Origin of the sequence: Bacillus thuringiensis (genome assembly GCF_001182785.1) — a bacterium.
Taxonomy (GTDB): Bacteria; Bacillota; Bacilli; order Bacillales; family Bacillaceae_G; genus Bacillus_A; species Bacillus_A thuringiensis_S.
Genome location: NZ_CP012099.1, coordinates 558,599 through 578,967, shown reverse-complemented (window position 1 = coordinate 578,967; position 20,369 = coordinate 558,599). Strand labels below are relative to the sequence as shown.

Genomic DNA, 20,369 nt, shown 5'->3' with positions numbered 1-20,369 from the left:
CCCCTCGTTTTCTTAATAACAATATTAAAACGCTTTCAATAGTAAAAATAGTTTTTGTAAGTTTTGTAATTGATTTTGTAATTAAAAAAAGTATAAGCGACTTATACTAAGTCGCTTATACGTAAAACTCTATTTTCTTTTGATCAACACATCTTAATTTACTTACAGGTCTTCCCACATGTTGGTACATCATTTCGTTTTCTAACACCCCAATGTCAGTCAAAAACATTACATATTTTCGAATAGAAACTCTTGAAATTCCAACTAATTGTGCCATTTCATCTGTTGTAAACACTCTTCCATTCAGCGACTCGATCTTCTGCCAAATTAATTGCAACGTTTGCTTCGTTAACCCTTTCGGAAGCTCTTTCGTGACAATAGGCTCCCTTTTTTCTTTTTGTAAAATTAACGAATCTAATTCTGATTGACTAATTTTTTGTTGTTCTTTCATGAAAGTAAGTTTTTCTCGATATATAGTTAATGCCTCTTTAAATCGTTCAAATGTAAATGGTTTAATTAAATAATCTACTACGCCATATTGTAATGCTTTTTTAATACTCCCCATATCATGTACAGCTGAAATCATCATAATATCGATTTCTTTTTCTTGGTTCCGAATATACATTAAAAGCTCAAAGCCAGTCTCTTCAGGCATAAAAATATCAAGTAATACTAAATCTACTCGTGATTTCTCTAATACTTCTATCGCTGACTTTACTGAGTTAACTGCTTGAACAAGTTCAAACCCTCCTACTTGCTCTAAATAATGCGTATTTAACATTGCTACCATCGGGTCATCTTCTACAATTAAAACTTTAATCATATTTGCCTCTCATCCCTACCTTTAGGTATTTCAATCGTTATCGTTGTTCCCTTTCCTACTAATGAATGCATATGAATTTCCCCATTTATTCGCTGTATACTTTCTTTTACAAGATACAGACCATAACCGCGGTTATCTCCCTTTGTGGAATACCCTTTCGTAAATAATTCCTCTATTTCTTTTTCTTGTATACCTTTTCCCGTATCTTGTACTGTAATAGTTAATATATCCCCATGTTGTATCTCAACTTCAACTCGCTTCTTTTCACAATTCGTCACTGCCTCTAATGCATTATCAATTAAATTTCCGACAATCGTAATAAGTTCATGAGTAATACTTTCATCATCTATTTCCGGCATATAAGAATCTTCACTTATAATTAATTTTATATTTTTCTCTCTAGCATAGCTGAGCTTACCGAGTAAAAAACCAGCAAATACTGGACTTTTTATTCTTTTCATAACTCCACCAATTTCATATTGATGCTCTGATACCATGCCGCTTATATACTTCTGTAATTCTTCATACTGTTTCATATGTGTAAGCCCTAATACGACATGCATCTTATTCATAAACTCATGAGATTGTGCCCGTAATGCTTCTGCATATAGTCTAATACCAGTTAGTTCCTCTGCTAGTTTTCTAATCTCTGTTTTATCACGAAATGTTGCAATTGCACCAACTATTTCTCCTTTTACATATAAAGGAACTCGATTCGTCACAATCGTAATTCCGTAAATATTTTGTTCTTCGTTTAATTGTACTTCTCCCGTTTGCAATACTTCTTTTATACGTGAATTTGGCATATATAACTCAACATCTTTACCGATAAAATCTTCTTCAAGTCCGCTTTTTTTAAATAGACGTTTCGCTTCATTATTAATTAGCGTTACTCTAGCCTCTTTATCGACAGCAATGATACCTTCCTTTACAGATTGTAGCATCGTATTTCTTTCTTCAAGAATTTTTGCTATCCTGTGCGGCTCAAGACCGAATAAACTTTTCTTTATATGTCTAGCTAGTAATATTGCTCCTACAATCCCGACTAACACGCCAACTCCGACACCAATATAAATGATATATCTACTTTCCCTAACTCTCTCTTTTACATTATCTGCTGAAATACCAACGGCCACTGCTCCAAGTTGTTCACCTGTTTCAGAAAATATTGGTACAAACACGCGCATGGAAATACCTAAAGTTCCTTCTGCTAACGATACATGTTCTTTTCCTTTCAATACAGGCCCTTCATCCCCGCCAATAAAATGATGACCTATTTTTTGAGGATCGGGATGAGATTTTCTTATTCCATCCATGTCCATAACTACAATAAATTGAACACCTGTGTTTTTTAATATCCTATTTGTATACGTTTGGATTGCAGAGGTATCTGCTTTCCCAACCAGACCATCTATTACAATCGAATCATTCGCCACAATGTGTGCAATTGTTTTTGCTTTCTCTGCTTGGCTATCCTCCGTCGTCCGTTCCACATTATGACTAATTAATATATCTGTCACAAGTAAAGAAAAAATTACAACTGTACAAACTAACAATGTAATCGTTTTCCATAAATTCCATAGTCTTTTTCTTTTTTTCATCCCATTAATGACTCCCCTAATTGCTGAATAGAAAAATAAGTAAGGTGATATTATTTTCACCTTACTTATCTGCTGTTATTATACTTTAAATTTACTAGTCATCGCTTGTAGTTCTTCTGCCATCTCAGCTAAGTTTTGCGAAGCTGAACTAATTTCTTCCATGGAATTAACCTGTTCTTCTGTTGAAGCTGCAACACTTTGCATACTAGCTGTATTTTCTTCTGCAGCAGCTGCAATTTCATCAATAGCATTTGTCACTTCATTTGCATCTCCAGCAATTCTCTTCGTTGTTTCTACCATTTGATTAACTTGAGAAACAATATGTGTAGTAGAACTTAAAATTTCCGTAAAACTTACTTTCGTTTTTGTTACAACATCAAGGCCTTCTTGGACTTCTCCATTCACATTATCCATTGCCTTAACAGTATGTTCAATATCCGCCTTAATTTCTGCAATTAAATTTGCAATCTCTCCAGATGACTCTCCTGATTGCTCTGCTAATTTTCTAACCTCATCTGCTACAATAGCAAATCCTCGTCCCTGTTCACCTGCTCTTGCTGCTTCAATAGCCGCATTCAAAGCTAATAAGTTCGTTTGAGTAGCGATGTTTTGAATTGCTTCAGAAATAGCTCCTACCTGCTTTGATTTCTCATCAAGAAGTTTAATAATAGCATCTGACTCGGATACCGATTTAGAAATAGATTGCATTTGTTTTGCGGTTTGTTCAACTAAATCTTCTCCCTCTTCAGCTCTTTCTCGCGCATGTAATGAGGAAATAGAAATTGACTCTGCGCTGCCAGTTACATCTTGAATTGCTGTATTTACTTGTTGTAATGTAGCCGCCCCTTCTTCAACACCTTGACTTTGTGATTCAGCGCCACCTGATACTTGTTCCATTGCAATTGTAATTTGGTCTGTCGCATCATTTGCTTGCTGTACACTCGCTGTTAACTCTTCTGCCGATGCTGCAACATGTTCTGCTGAAAAGCTAATTTGGGTAATAACATCTTGTAAAGACGTAGACATTTCATTAAATGAATCCCCTAATTTCCCTATGTCATCTTTGGAATGGATTGTAATTTTCTCTGTTAAATCTCCCTTACTAATTTTATATGCCGATTCAGCTATTTTTCGTAATGGCCTTGTAATAGACTTTGTAATGAAATAAATTAATACACTACCAAATGCAATAGCAATCGCAATGACAATCAAAGTCTTATAAAACACTGGATTGGCAGCTTGGGTAATTTCTTCATCGAACATAACTCCAACTACTTTCCAGCCTGTTTTCTCATTTGTTGCAAAGATTAAATTCTTTTTATCATCTTGTTCTGTATAAGACACATTTCCTTGTTTATCTTCATAAATTGGTTTAATCCAAGGATCAGTAACTTTTGCACCTGGTTTTCTAGATGGATGACTAACAATTTGCTTATTTTGATCTAAAATAACTGCATAACCTTTTTCACCAATGTTAATCATTTTGGAAATTTTTAAGATGTTATCTAAGTTTAAATTAATTCCTATAACACCTTTACCATCTTTTACTTCTTTCGCAATCGTCACTACCATATTTTTTGTAGATGCTGACTGATATGGCGCAGTAACAATTACTTTCCCTTTATTTTCATGTGCTTCTTTATACCAAGATCTATCTGTTGGATTATACCCATCAGCCATTTGAATAAATGGTTCTCTTATAAACTTTCCCGTCTCTGTTCCAATATAAATACCTTCTACTTCTGGATGAAGCTTTATATATTGTGCTAACTTCGTTCTTACTATTTCTTCTTGTCCATTTGGATATGTATCCTCTGTTAAGATGTCTGCAAAGTACGTCGCATCAACAAATTTCTCTTCTATATTTTGAGAAATAACAGTATTTAAAACTGAAATATTCTCCTTTGCTTTATCTGTCATTTGATGTTCAAAATTTGTTTTGGCAGTTTGATATGAAACACCACCGATAATAATTCCTGGTATAGTTAAAATAATAAAAAATGAAATGATTAATTTTTTCTTGATACTCATACATTTAACCCAGTTAAATATTTTTTGCATAATAAGCCTCCTTTATGTAATGTGGATACTTGTGTCATTTTATACAATTAACATGTATAAAACAATATATAATGATAAAATGTATTTTTTTCTTCAATTATGCATTTTTGCATATTCATTCCTTATACGTATTTTAATCATAAAAATAAGAGAACTTTAGCATTATATATGCTAAAGTTCTCTTATTTCTTAACAGCGTCTACTCTATAGAACTTCTCTTATAATCCTCAAATGTTTATCCTTCACCTTATAGTCATATTACTAAAAATCTTCGTCCTAATTTATTTAGCGCTCTTTACATAACTAATTGCCTGACTTCCCATTTGTACCCATGCCTGTTCAAAGGTTTCTCTCGGTACTTTTACATCTAAGCTATCCTCAAGTGGATCTCGAATATATACAGATTCCTGATCATACCCAATAAGTACAACACAATGTTCATTATACGTAATAGAAACATCTCCACTATTTGTTTCCCATGTAGTAAATTCATCTTCATCTAATGGTGCAAATGTTGCATTTGTGATCATGACTACAGGTTGCCCTGCTTTTACACTCTTATAAATTTCTTCTATATTCTTCCCTGTTAAGTCTACAGCTTTATTAGGTAAATATTTTTCCGCTAACTGAAAAAGTGGCCCATGATATACACCGTATCCTGATTCAGAGAATGTATAAATATTACCTACAAATCCTTCATTCGGATTCCCGCGCACACCATCTTCTATAAAATTAACTTTTTTTATTTCATTTGCTAACGTCATCTTATCTACTGAAACACCAGCGTATTGTAACATCATCGCTAAGCTTGTCACTTCACAACCTCTATCTAGCTCTGGTAATTGCTGAATTAATGGTACACTTGATAAAATGACCTTTTCATCATTGTTACTAAATTCCGATTCTTTTCCGTTTTGTATATTGAAGAATGTCAACTTCTCCACATACTTTGTAATTCCATTTGTATATACACTCCATACCGCTATAGCTAGTAATGATATACATATATACCACTTAAACCTCCGTATCACTCTCACGCCCTTTTTAGTTCGTTAAATAAGAATAAAATGCGTCAGCATCCGTTCGAATCACTGGTACAAAATTTAGTTCTTTTTCTCTCTCAGGTTGATTTTTTTTTATTTTTTCTGTTAGCTCTTGAATATTCATGTTCGCTTTGTCCATATTAAGCTCATCTGCCAATTGTAGCACCTTTTGTTCATTAATTTCTCTTAACACTTGATATATATCTTTACCGTACAAATCAATATGATATTTTTTTGCTTCTTCCTGTACTTTTTGTTCGTACACTTCTTGTGCTAACTCTTCAATTTCTTTTCCTTTTTGAGAGATGTCTAACTTCCCTGCTGCTTCTCTTACTTTAGTCCCATAAATTTCTTCCGCGATGTCTTCAATTTCTTTTCCATTTGTTGCAATACCTAATTTATCTGCTTCATCTTTAATTTTAATCGTATTAATTTGAGTAATTAAATCTACAATTGATGTATTCTCTATCGATATGCCTAGCTTTAACGCTTCTTGCTTCACTTTTGTTTCATAGATTTCTTCAGACAGAGTTCCAACATCTTTTCCTTCAATCGAGATGCCTAACTGCTCTGCTTCTCTTCCTACTTCTGTTTCATGAATTTCTTTTTCTAGCGTAATTTGTTCTTTTCCTTCCGTTTCAATACCTAGTTTCTCCGCTTTTTCTTCTGTATTCACCGCATGTATCTTTCCATTGTTTAATTGTTCTTTACTGCGCTGTGTGTAATCTGTCTTTCCTTTTGATGTTTCAGAAGGAGAGGCACCCCCTAATATGCTTAAACTCATTACTCCAATAGTGAATACCGTCATCATTTTCTTTTTCAAAATTAATTCCTCCCTCTTACACTTTCTTTTCCATCATTCCCATAATTTTTTTAATACTATACATACATCTCATCGCTGCTTGAAATAACATTATGATCGATAAAATTCACTCACGTACACCTCTATAATCTCTTCTTCACGTAATGAATTTTCTTTATGCCATACATAATATAAATAGTTTCTTAACTTTATCTTAAAAAAAGACGACCTTGTAAAAACAAGATCGTCTTCTTACTTATATTCTTTGATTTTTAGGGAATATCACTTCAAAGCAAGTGCCATCTCCCCATTTGCTCTCTACTGATATTTTTCCATAATGCTTTTCTACAATCCAATTTGCGATTGAAAGACCTAATCCAGCTCCTTCTGACGTACTTCTTGCTTTATCCCCTTGATAAAAACGATCAAATAATTTCGGAATATCTTCTTCTTTCACTCCTATCCCGTTATCCTTCACCTGTATACGAATTGCACTACTCGTTTGCGTGCAATCAATTTGAATATGCCCGCCTTCGTTTGTATACTTCATCGCATTATCTAACAGTATGACCATCATTTGATGAATCCGCTCTCTATCCCCCATAAAAGATACGTCACTTTCTACTTTTAGTAACATCTCTTTTTCTTGATAAGAAGCAATCTCTTTATATGGGGCTACTATTTCTTCTAACAATTTATCAAGTTCAAATGTTTTCTTATCCATCTCAATTTGATTAGAATCAGAACGTGCTAGCAATAATAAATTACTAACGAGTTTCGATAACCGCCTACATTCTTTTGAAATTGTAGAAATATCCATCGCTTTTTCTTCTATCGTAGCGGATGGTGACTGGAATAAAACATCCGTTTTTGATTGAATAACTGCAAGTGGTGTCCTGAGTTCATGTGATGCATCAGAAACGAATTGCTGCTGTTTCTCCCATGAATTTTGAATAGGTACGAGTGCTCTACCAGCTAGGAAAAAGCCGATACCTATCGCACAGAGGCTTCCTATGCTACAACCTATAACAAGGATTAAAAATAAAGTATTTAACATTCTTTCTTCCGCTGTTATATCTCGCACGATTTGAACTATTTCTCCATCTTTTTGAAGCGAAAATACTCTAAAATATCGTCCTTGTACTTCAATATCTTGTAACTCCTCTAAATTTTTTGGAGAAAACTTTTCCAAATTCTCTTCAAAAATAGAACGGAATTTACGGTTATCGCCCTCTATTTTCACTATTTTTCCATTCCAAGTTATTCTAGTTACTCGCGGATCTCCAATTTGGATATTCTCCATGCGTTTTCTTGGTGGTATTTTAACATCTAATTTTTCTCTATACTGAGCCAACATTTTTATAGATTGATCCACTTCATTATAAATACGCTTATATGTATATGAATAAATAATACTACCTAATATACCTATTAATAGGATAAATACTAATGAATTCACTATAGTCAAACGAATGCGTGTCTTTTGAAACATACTTCCCTTTTTCATTGTTCTTTTAATATATATCCAATACCTCGAACGGTTTGAATATCTTTCTGATAACCGAATGGTTCTAATTTTTTACGTAAATGATGCACATACACTTCTACAATCGCTACTGTCGTATCTGAATCAAATCCCCAAACACGATCAAAAATTTGTTCACGCATTAAAATCTTCCCGCTATTTTGAATGAGGTACTCTAGTAGCTCATATTGTTTCAATGTCAACTTAATACTTTTTCCATCTACTTGAACGTCTTTATCTTTTCCGAACAATTCAATCCCTTTATAACGAATCGTTTGCTGCGTTGTTAAACTACCACTTCTGCGTAGTAAAGCGCGAATTCTCGCTTTTAATTCGGGAGCCTGAAATGGCTTAACGATATAGTCATCTCCACCAAAGTCCAATCCCTTCACCCGATCTTCTAAAGAATCTCTCGCTGTCAAAAACAGGACTGGTGTTTCAATCTTTTCATCACGTATTTTTTGAATTACTTCAAATCCGTCCATCCCTGGCATCATCACATCCAGCAAAATTGCATCATATATATTTTGAAGCGCTAAAAACAATCCATCTTCTCCATTTATTGCTGTATCTACTTCAAATTCATCACGCAAAATTTGTACGATAGACTCTAGTAACGAAGCATTATCTTCTACTACAAGTAAGCGCATACTGTCACCTTCCATCATATAGTTCAATTCTATTTATTATTACGTTTCTTCTCTTCGTAACAAAAGAATGTAGTTACATTACGTAATTTCATTTTCAACTATTTTCTTCTGAAGTTTTGCTTTATATAAAATTTTGAAGTTTTATTATAAAAGCTTTGTCTTAAATTTACCTTAATAAAAAATTGAAAGAAATAAGATTCCTCTTATCTCTTTCAATTTTTTATTACATATACCTTTTTACTCGGCAACTCCAAACAATTTAGCTGACCACCATACACAGCCCCGCCATCAATTCCAATAATACGATTACTACCAAAATACACTCCGCAATCCTCACTACCATGAAGCGTTTTTGTTTCCGTATGCCCAAATATAACAACCTTTTCACCGCTATATCCATTATGAAATTCATTACGGATCCACATTAACGTATATGGTTCAGATTCAGAAACTCGTTTCATCGGCTCAACCCCAGCATGTACAAATATATACTCTTCTGTTTCAATGTAATGATCTAATTCTTGAATAAACTTTATATGTTCCTCTAATACACGAGATTGTAAAATCGGTTTTGAGAAGTCTTTCTCATTAACCGCAATATCTTCTTCTACAAATCCATAGCTATATAATGTCTTATCTCCACCATTTCTTTTTACCCAATGGTTCCATGAACGTTCCTCATTTGTCGTTAACGCTTTAATCATCATATCTTCATGATTTCCTTTTAAAATGAGTGCTCCCTCTTCTTTCAATTCTCTTACCTTTTCAATTACAGCACGCGCATTTGGACCACGATCTACATAATCTCCCAGTAAGATTAATTGATCCTGTTTCGCATCATATTGAGCTTCTTCCAATAACTGTTCGAACTTTTCTATCTCTCCATGAATATCACTAATAACAAGAATTCTTTTCATATTATCCCCCCTCTTTCTAATTATAGTTCAAAACGACAGAAAGTTCAGAATCGCAATCCCGAATCATATTTATCCCACATTAATGGGCCGTAAAAGCCCGATTGGCGAGGGCTGATAATCAGTGGGAGATGAAGAATCCCCACTGATTAAAGTTTCACTTTATTACAAACTAAACTATTATCCTTACAACACTGTAAGTCTCTTGTCATCCAATTCGATGGTTGTAATTACTGTATTTCCTTATACTGAAAGTAAGAAATGAAACAAAAACAAGGAGAGATGAGAGATGAAAAAAGTAATAGAAGTTATAGTAGCGGTAGTAGAGGTTTTCATAAATGGTAAACAAGTCGCAATGGAGTTAAATAAATAATGAAAAAGACAACATTCATTCTAGACCCTTTACTCATATAAAAGAGATAAAACTTCATTATTTCTTTGATCCCTTATCTCCCTATAAAGAAAGCCGTATCCCTTTTAAGGATACGGCTTTCTCTTATTTTTGACTCGTACGAGCTGAAATACTAATTGCTCTATCTGTTGCTTTGGCAGCTTCATCTAAAGCTTCTTTACTATTCTTCCCGTCATACATCGCTTCTAATGCTTTTACAACTGCATCTCGTGATTCTGGGAATACACTAATTAAAGCGCCTTGTGTTGCTGAAGATTGCTTCGTCGCTTGCAGTTGCTCTACTGTTACTTTCAACTGTGGATATTTTTCATATTGCTCTTTTACTAAAGGTTCATTATATGCATCTGGATTAATTGAGAAATAGCCTGTTGCAGTATGCCATTTTGCTTGTACGTCTGGCTTCGTTAAATATTTCATAAAGTCCCAAGCACCTTGTTGCGTTTCTTCTGAAACCATATTCGTCATCCATAATGATGCTCCACCAATAACAACACCATTTTGTTTCGAATCCTCTGGATATGGAATATATGAAACTCCTACATTAAACTTAGATGCATCAATTAAATCACGAACACCTGCTGAAGAATCTAAATACATAGCAACTTGTCCAGACTGGAACGCAGCACGAATATCATCCCAACTTGCTCCATACTTTCCAAGTGCGCCAGCTTTATTTAAATCATCTAACATTCCAAATACTTTCTGTCCTTCTTTACCGTTAAATACCGCCTTCTTTGCAGCATCTTTACGGCCGTTTTCGTTATCTACATATAAAGCACCTTGTGTCGCTAACAATTCTTCAAAGAACCAACCATAGTTAAGCATGGAGAATCCATATTGTTTTACATTTCCACCTTCTTTAATCGTTAACTTCTTCGCTGCTTCTTGTAATTCCGCATATGTTTTCGGAGCTTTCTCTGGATCTAAGCCCGCCTTTGCAAAAGCATCTTTATTATAAATTAATACTGGTGTAGATGAATTAAATGGCATAGAATACATTTTTCCATCAACTGAATAATAATTTGTAATTGCTTTTTCTAATTTTGACGTATCGTACTTATCTTTTTTTATCCAACTATCAATTGGTGTGATTTTTTTGCTATCAATCATATATTTCGTTGTAATTTCACTCGATTGAACAAGAGCTGGCGCTTCTTTCGTTGCAGACATCGTTCTAAATTTTGTTAAAGACTCTTCATATGTCCCTTGGAACTCTGCCTTTATCTCGTATTTATTTTGTGACTTATTATAGTCTGCAACAAGACCATCTAGTACACCTTGTGTTTTTCCACCCATCGCATGCCAGAAGCGAATTACAGTTTTATCACTATTTTTTTCAACTGGTGCTACTTTTGCCTGCGCTTCAGGTTTTCCCTCTGTTTTACTATTTGAACAAGCGGCACTAGATAATGCCATTGTTGCTGCCATTAATAGAGCAGCACCTTTTTTTACTAAACTCATTTTAAGCTCACCTTCTCTTAGTTATTTAATTGCACCTTTTGTTAATCCTTGTTGTAATTGTTTTTGTCCTAAAAATAGTAAAATCAATGTTGGAATAACGATAACCGTCACACCGGCCATTACGCTTCCCCAATCAGTTGCAACTTCTTGTGACTGAAGCTGCTTCACACCAATTTGCACTGTTCTTACTTTTTCATCAGTGGTCACTAAAAGTGGCCATAAATACATATTCCATGTTGTTAAAAAGCTATATACTCCAAGCGTAATAAAACTCGTTTTACAATACGGAATTACAACGCTGAATAAAAACCTTACATTTCCAATCCCTTCAATAAAAGCAGCTTCTTTCAGTTCATTCGGAAGTGTCATAAAATGTTGACGTAGTAAGAAAATACCGAAAGCTGTTGCAAAAAACGGCACTGTCATCCCAGCGAAACTATTGATCCAGCCAAAGTTTTGAATCGTTAAAAAGTTAGGCACCATCGTTGCTTCCCACGGAATAAGCATCGTTGAAATAAACAGGAAGAAAATTAAATTTCTCCCTTTAAACTGAAGAAAAACAAAAGCATACGCCGCTAAGCTTGATACGATAAGTTGTCCAATCATAACGACTGTCGATACAATTAAACTGTTATATAAGTATGTAAAAAGCGGTACTTTTTGAAAAATATTAATGAAATTATCAAAAGTAAATTGAGTTGGAAATAACCTTCTCATTTGAATATCGTCTGGTGTCATAAAGCTTATTAAAAACGCATACAGTACAGGAAAAAACACCATTACTGCACTAATTATGAGCAGCATGTATAATAGGAAATTTTGCTTCCACTGTTTAACAATCATTTATAATGCACCTTTCTCTCAGCAAACTTAAATTGAAGTAATGTAGCAATGAAAATGAAAACAAATAATACCATCGCTTGTGCGCTTGCTGTTCCAAATTGATGATTCACAAACGCCTCTTTGTAAATCGAGTACACAATTAAATTCGTTGCATCATTCGGTCCACCGTGCGTTAAAATATCAATTTGTCCAAAGCTTTGGAACGCACTAATTAACGTTACTGTTACAATAAAGAATAAAGTTGGCGATAGCATCGGTAATATAACACGGCGAAGCTTATATAAATAACTAGCACCATCTATAGATGCACTCTCATATAAAGACGTATCGATATTTTGTAAACCACCTAATATAACTAAAAATGCAAATCCTGTATTCACCCAAACTGTTGTAACTGATACAGAGAATAGTGCCCAGTCCGGACTCGTTAACCACGCGATTGCAGGAAGATTCATAGAGGCTAATATATTATTAAATAATCCTACACTTGGATGAAATAAAAATAGCCAAATCACTGCACTAGCAGCTACTGATATTCCCATCGTCGAAGAAAACAGAACTCGGAATAACCCAATACCTCTTACCTTTCCATTTGCAATCAATGCAAGAAACAAAGCAAATATAATACTCGTAGGCACTGTATATAAAACAAATAGTAAAGTTGATTTTATACTTTTGTAGAAAGCTGGATCAGAGAATAAATATTGATAATTTTCTAAGCCAACGAAAAGATTAGCTTCTCCATGTATATCGGTTAAATAAAAACTATAGTAAATCGTCCTAAACAATGGATAGAACAAAAAAATCGAAAATAGCAAAATAGATGGCGCCAAAAACAATAATCCTATTCTTAAATCTTTCGTTCTCCCCCATAATTTTTTCTTTTTTGACACCTTTGTTTGAACTGGTAACTTACTTACTTCGATCATTATTTCGCCACCACTTTCAACTCTTCTTCAGCTACCACTTTTAAGCGTTCATTCGTGTTTTCGTTAAAGAAGCATAACTTTTCTTGCGAGAATAATAATTTTACTTTATCACCTTTGTTCAAGAGTAACTGTCCGATGACTTTCGCACTCCAAGTTGTTCCATTTACCGCAAAGTTTAATATAGATTCATTCCCTAATACTTCTACAGATTGCAGCGTCACTGCTTGTCCTTCCTCAGACAGTTCAATATGCTCAGGACGCATGCCTATACGAATTATTCCTTCTGGTAATTGCTTTAACTGTCCAATAGATAATGGAATTTGCAATTGCCCTATATGTAATACACCTTTTTCTTTATCCACTTCTCCATCATTTATATTCATAGAAGGAGAACCTATAAAACTTGCAACAAATTCGTTTGCTGGTTCGTTATATATGTCAAGTGGTGTTCCAACTTGCTGTATACTTCCTTTATTTAAAACCATGATACGATCTCCCATAGTCATCGCTTCTATTTGATCGTGGGTAACGTAAATCATCGTAATTCCTAATCGCTGCTGAATTTCTCTAATTTCAATCCTCATTTGCGCACGTAATTTCGCATCTAAATTCGAAAGTGGTTCATCCATTAAACAGATTGGTGCTTGACTTACGATCGCTCTAGCAAGCGCAACACGCTGTCTTTGTCCGCCTGATAATTGACCTGGTTTCATTTTCACATACTCTTTCAGTCCTACCATTTCAATCGCTTCCATTAATCGCTTTTGTCGCTCTTCTTTTTGTACTTTTCTTACCTTAAGTCCAAATAAAATATTTTCTTCTACAGATAAGTGTGGATATAATGCATAATTTTGAAATACCATTGATAGATTACGGTCTTTCGGCTCTAGATCATTTGCAACACGTTCATTAATAATCAAATCTCCCGAAGAAATCTCTTCTAAGCCAGCGATCATGCGTAATAATGTGCTTTTCCCGCATCCCGAAGGTCCAACTAAAACAAAAAATTCGCCCTTCTTAATATGAACCGATACGCCTTTAACCGCTGTCTCTTCTGCATTTTTATATACCTTTGAAACATTTTTCAATTCAATCACAAGGTTGCACTCCTTTTTTCTTTATGTATCCATACTTCATAATGACTTGTTGAAATCGCACTTGCTCCTGCACGAATTGCAATTTCCGCATCTTCTCGCGTTTGAACCAGCCCGCCTGCAATAATAGGAAATTCTATTTCCTCTGCTAGCTGTTTAATTATAGAAGGCATAATCCCTGGCATAATCTCTACTGCATTTGGTTTAGTCGTTTTACAATTTTCAATTGATTTAGTAAGGGATAAAGTATCTACAATAAAAATACGTTGAATTGTTTTCAATCCAATTTTATTAGCATTTCGAATTGTCGAACCCTTTGTTGAAATAATACCTTGTGCCCCGATAACATCTTGAATATACAAAAGCGCTTCCTCTGTATTCGTATTTAAGCCTTGTATAAAATCACAATGAAGAAATACATCATGTCCATGTTTCTGCAATTCATATACACGCTCTGGTAATTCCAGCATTGAACCAGTCATAAGAAAAACTGTTTTCGGCAATTTTTTGTATGCTTTGTATCCTTTCCAATCTTTTATCATCGCAATATAAGGTTCTTTAAACATTCATTCCACCTAACTGTTCTATTTTTATCAAAACTAAAAACACCTACTTACATAGAACGCCTTTCTCCTTATTTGAACTCTAGGGAATAGAGCACACCTAAGAAAGTGGCACATTATATGTAAGTGGGTGTTCTCAAATGTTCTCTACCCTAGTTATTTTGTTACCTTTACTATATTACGCATTTATTAAGTCAGTTTTGATAGATTGTTAATTAGGTGTTAATCGAATGTTAATATTCACCACATCATCATTTACATTAATCTGGATATTAAAATATAAAATAATAGAACGAAACAATGCTTAAAATTCAATCAATATGTAAATTCATTCCATAGTTAATGAGTTTTAGTTTGCTTGCCACTGCTTGCGAAGGAAAGTTATCCCAAGCAGTACTGTAAAGTGGAATGCGCTTTTCCTCTTGTATTGATATGGCCCAGGCTGTAACAACATCAGTACCATATCCATTCCCTTGAAATTCCGCTAAAGTTTCCACACTTGCCTCAGCAGCTACGGGCGTACTTCTGGCACTGCAACAAACGGAAACTACCTTTTCATTTTTTACAATTGCAAAATAAGGTTGCCTCCATTCCATCTGTTCTATTAGATTAGGAAAATTTTCTCGCAAAAGCTCTTTATTCTTCTCAGTTATTTGTATTGTTCTAGTCGGCTTATGTAAAGTATTAGGGAACATGAAAGCAGGACCCATCCAAATATTTTCCACTGTTCTGTCTTCATTTAATACATTAATGATCTTTGCTATCTCTATATACTTTGAAGGTTCTCGAATTAACTTCTCAATATTACTTACCGTTTCATCATCCACATTACAATGATATCTCGTTATACTCCCTTCACGAGTTCTGCCAAGAAAAAAACGTGGTGCTTTCGGATTTCCTTGTTCATTTACATATTTCATTTTTCCTACTTGATTATGAACAAATAAAACCTCTACCTGAATTACTATTAAATCAAGTTCTGAGAGACTCATTTATACCCTCCTTATTTACTCCATATACCATCTATTCATAATCTATTTTTCATGTTCAAAACAAAAATCCCATTCAAATACACATTACTGAATCCATCATACTAACTGATTTCTTCATTCTGTCTATCTAAATGGGATTATTTTTCGTTTTTTACTCTACTGGTTGTTGTGGCTGTACTACTTCATTTGCTCCAGCTACCCTCAACATATTTACAATATCTTTAAAACCTCTTTTTTCAGCGTATTGCAGTGGCGTCAGATGTTCCTTGTTAGCCATATTTACATCTGCACCGTGATCAATAAGCAATTGAATTACTTTCTTATGGTTTTCACTACCATTTCCTAATACAATTGCTTCTAATAGCGCTGTTCCACCACGTTCATTTTTATAATTCACATCAATATCTGTATGCTCTAATAATTCTTTAACAACCTCTACATGTCCACGCTCAGATGCAGAAATAAGTGCTGTTCCACCTGACTTAGTCGTTTCTTTCGTATTAACTCCTGCATTAATTAATACTTTTACAATATCCGTATATCCTTCTCTACTTGCATAAAGAAGTGGATTACTTTGTTTCTCATCTTTAATTTCAATATTAGCACCTGCACCAATTAATGCTTTAACTGTCTCTACATGATTTTGGTACGTCGCTGCAAGGACAGGCGTTTCTCCGTTGTCACCTTCTACGTTTATATTCGCTCCATCCTGAATCAACTTCATAGCTGTCTCTGTGTCTCCAAGAGTAGCTGAAAGTAACAACTGTTTGTCCATTAAATTTATACTTTTCTCTTCTTTAGATTCTTCCTGTTCTTTATGCTTCTCTTTTTTCTTTTCATTTTTCACATGAACCGGTTTCGATTCTGGTTCTTCTTGCTTATCACAAGCCACTACCGTCATTAAAAGTCCTAATAAAATACATAATAAAATTTTTTGTTTTCTCACAACTACAGCTCCTATGAAAGATAATGTTTTCTTAACCATTCCTCCATCACATACAATAACTCTTCTTGAGTACATTTATCCATAAGCCCTTTAGATTCCTTCTTTAATCGGATTATCTTAAGCTTATACTATGTTTCTCAACCTATTGGAATGATACGCCTGATGGCCCCATCATTAACATTATGAAGCAATTAGTTTAGCACGTTTTTACCGCATTTGTATACATTTCTAAAAAGTACATAAAGTGAAACTTTAATCAGTGGGGGTTTTGTTCATCCACCACTGATTATTAGTTGAACCACTCGGGCGTTTACTGGCAGTTGATCCCCCACCTAACTTCTTTGCTTCCGCTGAATTTTGAGGTGGGGGTCTTACTGCCCGTTAATGCGGGATAAATGATTGCTTTAGGTTACTATATTCCATTGTAACCGTTCTTCTAAAAATTTTACACCTTTTCTATATTTGCACCTGAGTAATAATAGAAAAAGACAACTATATAGTTGTCTTTTTCTATTATTAATGATGTCCACCATGATTTCCTGCTTTCGGTTTCCCCATCATCTCTTTATTCATTTCCCATTTGTGCTCTGCTAACTCTTTATACGAAAGAATTTTCCCCTTATAGTTAGATACAAAGCTCTCTGCATCTTTTTTATTTTTGAATGAAATGACATTATAAGCCATCGGTGTCGTTATTGTTTTATCATATACGTAAGTAGCGTCTTCTAACGAAATCCAATCTTTCGAATCATAATCTCGGACAAATTTCTCTTTCGTCTTTTCATCTGAGTTGATCTCCATCCATTTATACATACAACCAATATCATCAAACTTTAACGCTTTTCCATTTTCTAAAATAATTTCTGTTGCAAATTGATTATCTGTTACCCCAATTTGGCAAATATCACATTTATCATGTTTCTCATCAATGGCAACAGCTGCTGTTTCCTTTTTCCCACACCCGACTACTGTAAATATGAAACATAAACATATAGCAAGTACGACATATTTTACTTTCATCAATATTCCTCCCTAGAAACCGTATACTCCATGAAAAGAATACCAAAAGGTTGTGTGAGATTTGTGAAAAAACAATGTGCTTTTTGTAATATAGGAAATAAAAAAAGATGTGTAGTTATTTCTACACATCTCTCATCACTCACAACCTGTAATTAATAAATCATCTTCTAATTTAACTAATAATGTATCCGCACTAATTTCCTGTCCAACTTCTACATTTACCAATCTTATATTTCCACTAATCCCGACTGCAATTTTTTTTAGCTCACCGTCATTTTTTCGGATCATCAGTAATTTTTCCCATTCATATACGTAAGAAGATTCATTAATAAAAATCTCCTCTACTTTTCCTTCATAAGAGCTATAAATCTCTTCTATTCTCGTTTTCATATAACATCTACTCCCTATTTCACACTTCACTATTTTCATCTTATTCTACCATTCTTACGAGGAGCGGCTTACTTTTTAAAAATTCAAATTAACTACCGTGAACAAAATGAACAAAATAAAAATTATGCTTCTAATGATGTTATTTTTCAAATTATTTACCATTTGAATAGATGCTTTTATTATAAATAAAAAACCTTTTTCTGAATTTTTATTCTATTTTGAAAGCGCAATCATTCTTTTGAGGGGGAAATTACATGTTAGCACTACTTGGATTTGCGATGGTATTTGTCTTTATGTTTTTAATTATGACGAAACGTATGTCAGCACTAGTAGCCTTAATATTAATTCCGAGTGTTTTTGCAGTAATTGGCGGATTCTATGCCAATATGGGGCCTATGATGTTAGAGGGGATTCAAAAATTAGCACCTACTGGTATTATGCTTATGTTCGCTATTTTATATTTTGGAATTATGATTGATAGCGGTTTATTCGATCCTGTCATTAGTAAGATTTTAAAATTTGTAAAAGGAGATCCTTTAAAAATCGTTGTCGGAACGGCTATATTGACTATTATCGTTTCTCTAGATGGTGATGGTACAACAACATACATGATTACAGTTTCCGCAATGTATCCACTATATAAGCGCCTTGGAATGAACCCCCTCATATTAGCTGGAGTTGTTATGTTAGGGGCAGGAGTAACAAACCTTACACCTTGGGGTGGACCCACAGCTCGTGTTATGAGCGCACTTGGACTTGAGGCTTCCGAATTATTTACACCTCTTATTCCAGGAATGATTGCTGGTGCAATTTGGGTTATTCTCGTTGCCTACTATCTTGGAAAAAAAGAAAGAAAACGTTTAGGTATTATGGATGTACAGTATTTAAAACAAATGCAAACAATGGATGAGCAAGCTGCAACTGTCGAAGCCGCAGCGCATAAACGTCCTAAACTTCTATGGATTAACTTTTTATTAACTGCTACATTACTTGTCTGTCTCATACTAGAAGTTATGCCGTTACCTGTTTTATTTACAGTCGCTTTTGCTATTGCTGTTATGATTAACTATCCAAACTTAGAGCAACAGAAAGAACGTATTGCTTCTCATGCAGGGAATGTATTAGCAGTTGTTTCTCTCGTATTTGCTGCCGGTATTTTCACTGGTATTTTATCTGGAACAAAAATGGTAGATGCAATGGCTAACAGTGTAGTAACTCTTATACCAGATGCACTTGGACCACAACTACCAATTATTACAGCACTTCTCAGTATGCCATTCACATTTTTCATGTCTAATGATGCATTTTACTTCGGGGTATTACCTATCTTGACGAAAGCTGCTGCTACTTACGGAATTAGTGCAGCTGAAATGGGACGCGCTTCCTTACTTGGGCAACCCGTTCACTTATTAAGTCCGCTTGTCGCTTCCACTTATTTATTGGTTGGAATGGCCAAAGTTGATTTCGGTGAACATCAACGCTTCACTTTATTGTGGGCCGTTGGAACGACAATGGTTATGTTAATTACCGGAATTGTAATTGGGATTATTCCAATATAAGATGCAAAAAAACAGTAGAAGAAATAAAATCCTCTACTGTTTTTTATTATGAAGAAGCAAGAAAATAACGTCTCTCCGGTCTCCCAACACTTCCATATATTAGCTCTGCGTGGACTTTCTTCCCAGATATCAAATACTCTAAATAGCGCCTTGCCGTTGATCGGCTTACTCCAATCATTGAGCTTAACATTTCTGCTGTAATCCCTTCTTTATTAACTGTTAACATATGCTTTTTTACTTTCGCTAAAGTATAAGGATCTATCCCTTTCGGGGCATATTCTATTTGATCTCCCTTCACACCTCTTTGAGACCATAAATATTCAATTTGTTCCGTAGATAATTGATTGTTCTTCTTTAACTGTATAATCTTTTTTTGATAGCCTTCTAGACTTGCTTTAAATCGATCAAACATTAGTGGCTTTACGATATAATCTGTTACTCCGCCCCGCAGGGCGTGCCTCACTACATCTGTTTCCGATGCCGCTGTAATCATAATAATATCTGTATCGTGCAAATGATGCCTAATATATGTGACAAGTTCCGTTCCTTGCATATCAGGTAAGTACACATCTAATAAAACAAGCTGTGGCTTCACAAGCTCTAGCCATTCTTTCGCTTGTTCTCCAGTCGTTGCCGTTCCAATTACTTTAAATCCCTCAATTTTTTCAGTAAAACGACGATGAATGTCAGCAATCCGAATATCATCTTCTACAATTAATACTTCAATCTCCTCACCCATTA

At 34.5% G+C, this 20,369-nt stretch carries 19 protein-coding genes and 1 pseudogene; 1 reads left to right on the top strand and 19 read right to left on the bottom strand.

The annotated features are described in order from the left end of the window. Window positions 1-115: 115 nt before the first annotated feature. The 18 genes and pseudogenes from AC241_RS03005 to AC241_RS02925 form a co-directional block, all read right to left on the bottom strand. The gene (locus tag AC241_RS03005; protein ID WP_016083584.1) at window positions 116-823 is read right to left on the bottom strand and encodes a response regulator; all 708 of its coding nucleotides are present in this window, start codon (window positions 821-823) and stop codon (window positions 116-118) included. Next, the gene (locus AC241_RS03000) at window positions 820-2,424 is read right to left on the bottom strand and encodes a sensor histidine kinase (protein WP_016083585.1); all 1,605 of its coding nucleotides are present in this window, start codon (window positions 2,422-2,424) and stop codon (window positions 820-822) included. Before AC241_RS03000 ends, AC241_RS03005 begins: the two co-directional genes overlap by 4 nt. 78 nt (window positions 2,425-2,502) lie before the next feature. Then, on the bottom strand, window positions 2,503-3,321 hold the full coding sequence (locus AC241_RS36115; RefSeq protein ID WP_434180230.1) for a methyl-accepting chemotaxis protein: 819 nt from the start codon (window positions 3,319-3,321) through the stop codon (window positions 2,503-2,505). A 120-nt stretch (window positions 3,322-3,441) separates the two neighbouring features. Beyond that, a pseudogene (locus AC241_RS36110) lies at window positions 3,442-4,344 on the bottom strand (HAMP domain-containing protein); the annotation flags it as partial. Between the two features lie 422 nt (window positions 4,345-4,766). Beyond that, a complete protein-coding gene (locus AC241_RS02990) occupies window positions 4,767-5,516 on the bottom strand; it encodes a C39 family peptidase (RefSeq protein WP_016083587.1) in 750 nt (249 codons plus the stop codon). A 13-nt stretch (window positions 5,517-5,529) separates the two neighbouring features. Continuing rightward, window positions 5,530-6,351 (bottom strand): hypothetical protein, encoded by an 822-nt coding sequence (locus tag AC241_RS02985; RefSeq protein WP_016083588.1) that lies wholly within the window; start codon window positions 6,349-6,351, stop codon window positions 5,530-5,532. A gap of 235 nt (window positions 6,352-6,586) precedes the next feature. Then, the gene (locus tag AC241_RS02980; protein ID WP_016083589.1) at window positions 6,587-7,822 is read right to left on the bottom strand and encodes a sensor histidine kinase; all 1,236 of its coding nucleotides are present in this window, start codon (window positions 7,820-7,822) and stop codon (window positions 6,587-6,589) included. A gap of 11 nt (window positions 7,823-7,833) precedes the next feature. After that, the gene (locus AC241_RS02975; protein ID WP_016083590.1) at window positions 7,834-8,505 is read right to left on the bottom strand and encodes a response regulator transcription factor; all 672 of its coding nucleotides are present in this window, start codon (window positions 8,503-8,505) and stop codon (window positions 7,834-7,836) included. Between the two features lie 212 nt (window positions 8,506-8,717). Further along, window positions 8,718-9,422, bottom strand: coding sequence for a metallophosphoesterase family protein (locus tag AC241_RS02970; protein WP_016083591.1), 705 nt, complete (start codon window positions 9,420-9,422; stop codon window positions 8,718-8,720). Window positions 9,423-9,915: 493 nt separating this feature from the next. Next, the gene (locus tag AC241_RS02965) at window positions 9,916-11,292 is read right to left on the bottom strand and encodes an ABC transporter substrate-binding protein (RefSeq protein WP_016083592.1); all 1,377 of its coding nucleotides are present in this window, start codon (window positions 11,290-11,292) and stop codon (window positions 9,916-9,918) included. A 21-nt stretch (window positions 11,293-11,313) separates the two neighbouring features. Then, a complete protein-coding gene (locus AC241_RS02960) occupies window positions 11,314-12,135 on the bottom strand; it encodes a carbohydrate ABC transporter permease (protein ID WP_000635948.1) in 822 nt (273 codons plus the stop codon). Next, window positions 12,132-13,064: a carbohydrate ABC transporter permease gene (locus tag AC241_RS02955; protein ID WP_043935544.1), complete on the bottom strand. Its 933-nt coding sequence runs from the start codon at window positions 13,062-13,064 to the stop codon at window positions 12,132-12,134. The genes AC241_RS02960 and AC241_RS02955 overlap by 4 nt, the downstream gene beginning before the upstream one ends. Further along, window positions 13,064-14,161 carry an ABC transporter ATP-binding protein gene (locus AC241_RS02950; protein ID WP_043935546.1) on the bottom strand — a complete coding sequence of 366 codons (1,098 nt, stop codon included), beginning with the start codon at window positions 14,159-14,161 and terminating at the stop codon, window positions 13,064-13,066. The genes AC241_RS02955 and AC241_RS02950 overlap by 1 nt, the downstream gene beginning before the upstream one ends. Then, window positions 14,158-14,724, bottom strand: coding sequence for a glycerol-3-phosphate responsive antiterminator (locus AC241_RS02945; protein WP_050842533.1), 567 nt, complete (start codon window positions 14,722-14,724; stop codon window positions 14,158-14,160). Before AC241_RS02945 ends, AC241_RS02950 begins: the two co-directional genes overlap by 4 nt. 308 nt (window positions 14,725-15,032) lie before the next feature. Further along, window positions 15,033-15,713: a GNAT family N-acetyltransferase gene (locus AC241_RS02940; protein ID WP_043935548.1), complete on the bottom strand. Its 681-nt coding sequence runs from the start codon at window positions 15,711-15,713 to the stop codon at window positions 15,033-15,035. A 151-nt stretch (window positions 15,714-15,864) separates the two neighbouring features. Beyond that, a complete protein-coding gene (locus AC241_RS02935) occupies window positions 15,865-16,734 on the bottom strand; it encodes an ankyrin repeat domain-containing protein (RefSeq protein WP_016083597.1) in 870 nt (289 codons plus the stop codon). Between the two features lie 441 nt (window positions 16,735-17,175). Further along, a complete protein-coding gene (locus AC241_RS02930; RefSeq protein ID WP_050842531.1) occupies window positions 17,176-17,679 on the bottom strand; it encodes a nitrous oxide reductase accessory protein NosL in 504 nt (167 codons plus the stop codon). 135 nt (window positions 17,680-17,814) lie between these two features. Then, window positions 17,815-18,069: a hypothetical protein gene (locus AC241_RS02925; RefSeq protein ID WP_000857376.1), complete on the bottom strand. Its 255-nt coding sequence runs from the start codon at window positions 18,067-18,069 to the stop codon at window positions 17,815-17,817. Between the two features lie 254 nt (window positions 18,070-18,323). Between AC241_RS02925 and AC241_RS02920 the strand changes: the two genes are divergently transcribed. Next, window positions 18,324-19,628: a CitMHS family transporter gene (locus AC241_RS02920; RefSeq protein ID WP_016083599.1), complete on the top strand. Its 1,305-nt coding sequence runs from the start codon at window positions 18,324-18,326 to the stop codon at window positions 19,626-19,628. 46 nt (window positions 19,629-19,674) lie between these two features. Here the strand turns inward: AC241_RS02920 and AC241_RS02915 are convergent, their stop codons facing one another. Beyond that, entirely contained in the window at window positions 19,675-20,367 is a 693-nt protein-coding gene (locus AC241_RS02915) for a response regulator (protein WP_050842529.1), read from the bottom strand. Window positions 20,368-20,369 lie beyond the last annotated feature (2 nt).

Coding starts and splice junctions, on each gene's coding strand:
- AC241_RS03005 (WP_016083584.1), bottom strand. CDS start 823: ATGATTAAAGTTTTAATTGTAGAAGATGACCCGATGGTAGCAATGTTA.
- AC241_RS03000 (WP_016083585.1), bottom strand. CDS start 2,424: ATGAAAAAAAGAAAAAGACTATGGAATTTATGGAAAACGATTACATTG.
- AC241_RS36115 (WP_434180230.1), bottom strand. CDS start 3,321: ATGGAACAAGTATCAGGTGGCGCTGAATCACAAAGTCAAGGTGTTGAA.
- AC241_RS02980 (WP_016083589.1), bottom strand. CDS start 7,822: ATGTTTCAAAAGACACGCATTCGTTTGACTATAGTGAATTCATTAGTA.
- AC241_RS02975 (WP_016083590.1), bottom strand. CDS start 8,505: ATGCGCTTACTTGTAGTAGAAGATAATGCTTCGTTACTAGAGTCTATC.
- AC241_RS02970 (WP_016083591.1), bottom strand. CDS start 9,422: ATGAAAAGAATTCTTGTTATTAGTGATATTCATGGAGAGATAGAAAAG.
- AC241_RS02965 (WP_016083592.1), bottom strand. CDS start 11,292: ATGAGTTTAGTAAAAAAAGGTGCTGCTCTATTAATGGCAGCAACAATG.
- AC241_RS02960 (WP_000635948.1), bottom strand. CDS start 12,135: ATGATTGTTAAACAGTGGAAGCAAAATTTCCTATTATACATGCTGCTC.
- AC241_RS02955 (WP_043935544.1), bottom strand. CDS start 13,064: ATGATCGAAGTAAGTAAGTTACCAGTTCAAACAAAGGTGTCAAAAAAG.
- AC241_RS02945 (WP_050842533.1), bottom strand. CDS start 14,724: ATGTTTAAAGAACCTTATATTGCGATGATAAAAGATTGGAAAGGATAC.
- AC241_RS02940 (WP_043935548.1), bottom strand. CDS start 15,713: ATGAGTCTCTCAGAACTTGATTTAATAGTAATTCAGGTAGAGGTTTTA.
- AC241_RS02935 (WP_016083597.1), bottom strand. CDS start 16,734: ATGTACTCAAGAAGAGTTATTGTATGTGATGGAGGAATGGTTAAGAAA.
- AC241_RS02930 (WP_050842531.1), bottom strand. CDS start 17,679: ATGAAAGTAAAATATGTCGTACTTGCTATATGTTTATGTTTCATATTT.
- AC241_RS02925 (WP_000857376.1), bottom strand. CDS start 18,069: ATGAAAACGAGAATAGAAGAGATTTATAGCTCTTATGAAGGAAAAGTA.
- AC241_RS02920 (WP_016083599.1), top strand. CDS start 18,324: ATGTTAGCACTACTTGGATTTGCGATGGTATTTGTCTTTATGTTTTTA.
- AC241_RS02915 (WP_050842529.1), bottom strand. CDS start 20,367: ATGGGTGAGGAGATTGAAGTATTAATTGTAGAAGATGATATTCGGATT.